We start from the raw sequence: 5961 nt of genomic DNA on the forward strand, positions 1-5961 counted from the left end.
TGAAGCTGAACTGGGCGGCGGCGAGCCCGGTGGACGCGGCCGGCTGGCGCGCGCTGGCGGCGATCGGCGAGGCCTGGACGGCGCCCCGGCTGCCGATCAACGGCGCCGACGCGGCGGCCGCAGGCCTGCCCAAGGGGCCCAAGGTCGGCGAGGCGCTGCGCGCGCTGGAGGCGTGGTGGATCGAGGGCGACTTCACCGCCGACCGCGCCCAGGCGCTGGCCAAGCTGAAGGAACTGATCGGATGAAGCTCGGCATCCTCAGGACCGGCGCGCCGCCCAGAGGCGTGGACGGGTTCGGGACCTATCCGGACATGTTCCGCCGCCTGCTCGGCGAGGACGCCTACGACTATTCGGTCTTCGCCGTCGACGAGGGCCAGCTGCCGTCCGCGCCCGACGCCTGCCAGGCCTGGCTGGTGACCGGCTCGTCCAGCGGGGTCTATGACGGGACGTCCTGGATCGGCGCGCTGATGGGGTTCCTGAACGCCGCCAAGGGACGTGCGGCGCTGGTCGGAGTCTGCTTCGGCCACCAGGTCATGGCCCAGGCCTTCGGCGGCCAGGTGATCAAGTCGCCCAAGGGCTGGGGCCTGGGGGAGCAGACCTACGACGTCGTGCGCCGCGAGCCGTGGATGGACGCCGTCCCGCAGATCCGCCTGCCGGGCTCGCATCAGGACCAGGTGGTCGAGCCGCCGCCGGGCGCCGAGGTGGTGGCCGCCAGCGACTTCACCCCGTTCGGCGCGCTCGCCTACCGCGACCAGCCGGCGATCTCGATCCAGCTGCATCCCGAGTTCGAGCCGGCCTACGCCATCGCGCTGATCGAGAACCGCCGCGGATCACGCCTGAGCGAGGAGGAGGCCGATCGCGCCGTCGCCAGCTACCAGGGGCCTGACGATCGCGCGCGCGTGGGCGGCTGGATCCGGAACTTCCTCGACGCGCACAGCGCGGGCCGCGGGCGCTGAACGGGAGCGTCGAGCGGGCGTTCTAGAGGGGAAGCAATCCAACCAGCCCTACACCCGCTCTTCCGCGCGAAAGCGGGGACCGGGGAAGAGCGGAGGTTGAGGCGCCGCAGGAGGCGATGATGCCGAGCAGCGAACCGCCGATCCCCGATCCGGTCGCGCCGCCGATCCCGCCGGAGCTGCCGGTCTCGCCGATCCCGCCGGACATTCCGCCGGGGCCGTTCCCGGACCCCTCGCCCGAGGCTTAGGGCCAGGCGACCAGCGGCGGCATTGAGCTGAGAATCGACTCGATGTTGCCGCCGGTCTTCAGGCCGAACATCGTGCCCTTGTCGTAGAGCAGGTTGAACTCGACGTAACGGCCGCGGCGGACCAGCTGCTGCTCACGGTCGGCCTCGGTCCAGGGCTCGTCCATCCGGTGGCGCGCGATCGTCGGATAGGCCTCGAGGAAGGCCTCGCCGACGTCCTTCGTGAAGGCGAAGTCGCGCTCCCAGTCGCCGGAATCGTGGTGGTCGTAAAAGATGCCGCCGACGCCGCGCGGCTCGTTCCGGTGCGGCAGGAAGAAGTACTCGTCGCAGCGGGCCTTGTAGCGCGGGTACCATTCCGGATCGTGCTTGTCGCAGGCGGCCTTCATCGCCGCGTGGAACAGGCGCGCGTCGTCCGCCTCCTGGCTGCGCTGCTCGTCCACCAGCGGCGTCAGATCCGCCCCGCCGCCGAACCAGTCCCGGGTGGTGGCCAGGTAGCGGGTGTTCATGTGGACCGCGGGGACCCGCGGATTGACCAGGTGGGCGATCAGGCTGATCCCGGTAGCGACGAAGCGCGGGTCCTTGTCGGCGCCCGGCATGGCGGCGGCCATCTCCGGCGTGAAGTTTCCGTGCACCAGGCTGATGTGCACGCCGACCTTTTCGAAGAACCGCCCGTGCAGGAGGCCCATCACCCCGCCGCCGCCGGCCGGCCGGTCCCAGGGCTTCAGCTCGAAGCGTCCGGGCTCGCCGGGGTAGAGGTCCGCCGGAGCCTCGTCCTCCAGCCGCTCGAACTCGGCGACTATCCGGTCGCGCAGGCTGTCGAACCACGCCCGCGCGCGCAGGCTCTTCTCGTCGAGGACGGGGGGCTGGGTCATCGGCGAGGGCTTAGCCTGGATGGAGGGCCGTGAGAACTCCGGGCCGATGCGGAGAGGACTACCTGAACCCCCCCGTCTGCCGCAGCGCTTCGCCGAGCGCCATCGCCGCGGCGTTGACCACGTTCAGCGACCGCGCGCCGGCGACCAGCGGGATGTAGAGGCGTGCGTCGGCGCCGGCGTGGACCTCGGGCGGGACGCCGGCGCTCTCGCGGCCGAACAGCAAGACGTCGTCCGGGCGATAGTGAAAATTGTGGAAGGGCTCGGCGCCCTGGGTGGTGAACAGCAGCAGCCGGCCGCCGGCGCGCTCGGGCGCGTCGATGAACCGTGTCCAGCTCGGATGGCGAACGACCTCCGCCATTTGGGCGTAATCCAGGGCCGCCCGGCGCGCGGCGCGGTCGGAAAGCGGAAAGCCGCAGGGCTCGATCACGTCCACGGGGACGCCCAGACAGGCGCCAAGCCGTAGCGCAGCGCCAAGGTTTTGCGGAATGTCGGGTTGAAAAAGGGCCAAGCGCATTCTAAGCGATCCGCCACGGAACAGGCCGGGGCGTAAAGACGAATCATGGCGGGAAGGCTTGCGCGCGTTCGCAAGGTCGGCCGCCGGGAGTTTGTACTGCCCGTGGCCTGTCCTTAAAGAACCTGCCCGGCCGGACACCTGGTCGGGTTCAAGCCTGGGCGCCTCTTCGCCGATTTCGGAGGGCGCTCGAATTCGAAGGGTAGCTTTAGGTGGCCGACACCGTCGTGGGCGAAAGACCCGACCCGCACGTCTCGGGCGAAGACCCGAGCCGTCGCGACTTCATCCACATCGCCGCGGGCGCGGCCGCGGTCGGCGCCGTGGGGGCGCTGGCCTGGCCGTTCATCGACCAGATGAATCCGGCCGGCGACACCTTGGCGCTCGCCTCCATCGAGTTCGACCTCACCAAGGTCGCCAGCGGCCAGCAGGTGACGGTGAAATGGCGCGGCAAGCCGCTGTTCGTCCGCAACCGCACCGAGAAGGAAATCGCCGAGGCGGTGAAGGACGATCACGCCGACATGCGCGATCCCCAGACCGACGCCGAGCGGCACAAGCCGGGCAAGGCCCAATGGCTGATCCTGATCGGCACCTGCACCCACCTGGGGTGCGTGCCGACCTTCGGCGGCGGCGAGTACGGCGGCTGGTTTTGCCCCTGCCACGGCTCGGTCTACGACACCTCCGGGCGTATCCGTAAGGGCCCCGCGCCCAAGAACCTCGTGGTTCCGGACTACGCCTTCGTTTCCGACACCAAGGTCAAGGTGGGCTGACGGGCATGAGCGGACATTCCACCTACGAGCCGAAGACCGGCTTCGAACGCTGGCTCGACATGCGCCTGCCGGTCGTCCGGTTCGCCATGGACACGGCGATCAACTTCCCGACCCCGAAGAACCTGAACTACTGGTGGACCTTCGGCGGCATCCTGGCGATGATGCTGGTCTTCCAGATCGTCACCGGCGTCGTGCTGGCCATGCACTACGTGCCGCACGTCGACCACGCCTTCGCGTCGGTCGAGCGGATCATGCGCGACGTGAACTACGGCTGGCTGATCCGCTACATGCACGCCAACGGCGCCTCGATGTTCTTCATCGCGGTCTACATCCACATCTTCCGCAACCTCTACTACGGCTCCTACAAGGCGCCGCGCGAGGTGCTGTGGATCCTGGGCTGCATCATCTACCTCCTGATGATGGCCACCGCTTTCATGGGCTACGTGCTGCCCTGGGGCCAGATGAGCTTCCACGGCGCGGTCGTGATCACCAACCTCCTGGGCGCGCTCCCGGTGGTCGGCGACGCCATCACCACCTGGCTGTGGGGCGGCTTCGCGGTGGACGATCCCACGCTGAACCGCTTCTTCTCGCTGCACTTCCTGCTGCCGTTCATGATCGCAGGCGTCGTCGTCCTGCACATCTGGGCGCTGCACGTGCCTGGCAACAACAACCCGCTCGGCGTGAACGTGAAGTCCAAGGAAGACACCGTTCCGTTCCACCCGTACTACACGGTGAAGGACGGCTTCGCGATCGCGGTCTTCCTGGTTCTCTTCGCCTCGTTCGTCTTCTACAACCCGGACGTCCTGGGCCACGCCGACAACTACATCCCGGCCAACCCGCTGGTGACCCCGGCGCACATCGTCCCCGAATGGTACTTCCTGCCGTTCTACGCGATCCTGCGCGCGGTCCCGAACAAGCTCGGCGGCGTGCTCGGGATGTTCGGCGCGATCGGCGTGCTGTTCGTCCTGCCCTGGCTGGACACCTCCAAGGTGCGCTCGATGCGCTACCGGCCGACGGCGAAGCTCTACTTCTTCATCTTCGTCCTGGCCTGCATCGTGCTCGGCTTCTGCGGCGCCAAGCTGCCGGACGATCCGGTGATCCCCGGCCTGACCAGCTTCAGCCTGGGCGGCTCGGACCTGAACAGCTACGTGTGGCTGTCGCGGGTCGCGGCGCTCTACTACTTCGCCTACTTCCTGGTGATCACGCCGATCCTCGGGCTCACCGAAACCCCGCTGCCGGTGCCGGAATCGATCTCGGCCCCTGTCCTGTCGCACCCCGCCACCACGCCGGCCGGCGCCGTGGCCTCGCCTGAAAAGAAGGGTTGAGCCCAAGATGCTGCGTAAAGGTCTGACTCTCGCGGCGCTCGGGCTCGCCCTCATCGCGGGCTCGGCGCAGGCGGCGACCACCCACCTGGAGCCGAAGGACATCCACTGGTCCTTCGAGGGGCCGTTCGGCAAGTTCGACAAGGAACAGCTGCAGCGCGGCTACAAGGTCTACCGCGAGGTCTGCTCGGCCTGCCACGCGATGAACCTGGTGTACTTCCGCAACCTGGGCCAGCCCGGGGGGCCGTTCTACGACCCGAAGTACCCGAACCCGAACGACAATCCCTACGTGAAGTCGCTGGCCAAGGACATTCAGGTCCCGGACATCGACTCCGAGACGGGTGACGCCGTCCACCGTCCGGCGACCTCGGCCGACCATTTCCCGTCGCCGTTCCCGAACGAGCCGGCGGCGCGCGCGTCGAACGGCGGCGCCCTGCCGCCGGACCTGTCGGTGATCGCCAAGGCCCGCGAAGGCGGCCCGGCCTATATCTACTCGGTGCTGACCGGCTACCACGAGCCGCCGGCCGGCCTGACCGTGCCGGCGGGCAAGCACTACAACCCCTATTTCCCGGGCGACCTGTCGTCGTTCTGGACCGGGCCGAAGGACAAGACGCCGGAAGGCGGCTTCATCGCCATGCCGCCGCCGCTGACCAACGGCCGCGTGACCTTCGACGACGGCAAGCCCTCGACCATCGAACAGGAAGCCCAGGACGTCGCGGCCTTCCTCGCCTGGGCCGCCGAGCCCAAGATGGAGGAGCGCAAGCAGTTCGGCCTCGGGGCGATGATCTACCTCTTGATCTTCACCGGCCTGCTCTACGCCAGCTACCGCCGCATCTGGCGCAACGTGGCGCACTGAGGCTGAAGGTCTGAAGATCCGATCGGGGCCCGCCGGAGCGATCCGGCGGGCCTTTTTCGGTTTCGGCTGCGCGTGTCCCGTCCTCCTCCGCTCACGGCCGCGCCAGCTGCAGCCGGCCGCGCGCGAAGTCGAACCGCACGCGGTATCGCGCCAGCACCGGGGCCCCGATCTCGCCGGCGGCGTCGAGATCGGCCTTGGCCTCGAGGCCGCTGGCCTGCGCCTCGTAGAGGTCGCCGGCGAAGGACAGCGCCCGCAGCTCCGGGCGGATCTCACCGTAGGGATAGAGGGGCTCCCGGCTGGCCGCGCCGGGCGCGTCGGCCAGATCGTCGCGCAGGCGGACCGGGGTGTCCGCGCCGGTGGCGACCACGAAGTCGCCTGCAAGCGTCCGGCGGCCGTCCGCCACCGCCGCCGGCGCCACCGGCCGCCCGGCGCGCCA

At 69.2% G+C, this 5961-nt stretch carries 8 protein-coding genes and 1 pseudogene; 6 read left to right on the forward strand and 3 right to left on the reverse strand.

What is annotated here, in order from left to right:
- The 3 genes and pseudogenes from VJS38_RS12420 to VJS38_RS12430 all read left to right on the forward strand — a co-directional run.
- A pseudogene (locus tag VJS38_RS12420) lies at positions 1–245 on the forward strand (CCA tRNA nucleotidyltransferase); the annotation flags it as partial.
- A complete protein-coding gene (locus VJS38_RS12425; protein WP_324088461.1) occupies positions 242–955 on the forward strand; it encodes a type 1 glutamine amidotransferase in 714 nt (237 codons plus the stop codon). The pseudogene VJS38_RS12420 and the gene VJS38_RS12425, both read left to right, overlap by 4 nt.
- Before the next feature lie 119 nt (positions 956–1074).
- Positions 1075–1200: a hypothetical protein gene (locus VJS38_RS12430; RefSeq protein ID WP_324088462.1), complete on the forward strand. Its 126-nt coding sequence runs from the start codon at positions 1075–1077 to the stop codon at positions 1198–1200.
- On the opposite strand, the gene hemF is transcribed toward VJS38_RS12430, so the two are convergent.
- The gene (hemF, locus tag VJS38_RS12435; protein ID WP_324088463.1) at positions 1197–2069 is read right to left on the reverse strand and encodes an oxygen-dependent coproporphyrinogen oxidase; all 873 of its coding nucleotides are present in this window, start codon (positions 2067–2069) and stop codon (positions 1197–1199) included. The genes VJS38_RS12430 and hemF overlap by 4 nt on opposite strands.
- Positions 2070–2127: 58 nt before the next feature.
- Positions 2128–2583, reverse strand: a complete 456-nt coding sequence (locus VJS38_RS12440) for a tRNA (cytidine(34)-2'-O)-methyltransferase (RefSeq protein WP_324088464.1) — start codon at positions 2581–2583, stop codon at positions 2128–2130.
- A gap of 209 nt (positions 2584–2792) precedes the next feature.
- Between VJS38_RS12440 and petA the strand changes: the two genes are divergently transcribed.
- From petA to VJS38_RS12455, 3 genes are read left to right on the forward strand one after another with little or no spacing between them, the layout of a single operon-like run.
- Complete coding sequence (gene petA, locus VJS38_RS12445) at positions 2793–3347, forward strand: ubiquinol-cytochrome c reductase iron-sulfur subunit (protein WP_324088465.1); 555 nt, start codon at positions 2793–2795, stop codon at positions 3345–3347.
- A 5-nt stretch (positions 3348–3352) separates the two neighbouring features.
- Positions 3353–4672 (forward strand): cytochrome b/b6, encoded by a 1320-nt coding sequence (locus VJS38_RS12450; RefSeq protein WP_324088466.1) that lies wholly within the window; start codon positions 3353–3355, stop codon positions 4670–4672.
- Between the two features lie 7 nt (positions 4673–4679).
- Complete coding sequence (locus VJS38_RS12455; protein WP_324088467.1) at positions 4680–5525, forward strand: cytochrome c1; 846 nt, start codon at positions 4680–4682, stop codon at positions 5523–5525.
- Positions 5526–5616: 91 nt separating this feature from the next.
- On the opposite strand, the gene VJS38_RS12460 is transcribed toward VJS38_RS12455, so the two are convergent.
- Positions 5617–5961, reverse strand: a 345-nt coding sequence (locus tag VJS38_RS12460; protein ID WP_324088468.1) for a hypothetical protein, incomplete at its 5' end; no start/stop codon positions are given.

The sequence above is a fragment of the Phenylobacterium sp. genome (assembly GCF_035276905.1).
In the GTDB taxonomy this organism is placed as follows: Bacteria; Pseudomonadota; Alphaproteobacteria; order Caulobacterales; family Caulobacteraceae; genus Phenylobacterium.

What these genes read in the sequence shown, in the direction of transcription:
- hemF (WP_324088463.1), bottom strand. Translation starts at nt 2,069, where the DNA reads ATGACCCAGCCCCCCGTCCTCGACGAGAAGAGCCTGCGCGCGCGGGCG.
- VJS38_RS12440 (WP_324088464.1), bottom strand. Translation starts at nt 2,583, where the DNA reads ATGCGCTTGGCCCTTTTTCAACCCGACATTCCGCAAAACCTTGGCGCT.
- VJS38_RS12430 (WP_324088462.1), top strand. Translation starts at nt 1,075, where the DNA reads ATGCCGAGCAGCGAACCGCCGATCCCCGATCCGGTCGCGCCGCCGATC.
- VJS38_RS12455 (WP_324088467.1), top strand. Translation starts at nt 4,680, where the DNA reads ATGCTGCGTAAAGGTCTGACTCTCGCGGCGCTCGGGCTCGCCCTCATC.
- VJS38_RS12450 (WP_324088466.1), top strand. Translation starts at nt 3,353, where the DNA reads ATGAGCGGACATTCCACCTACGAGCCGAAGACCGGCTTCGAACGCTGG.
- VJS38_RS12425 (WP_324088461.1), top strand. Translation starts at nt 242, where the DNA reads ATGAAGCTCGGCATCCTCAGGACCGGCGCGCCGCCCAGAGGCGTGGAC.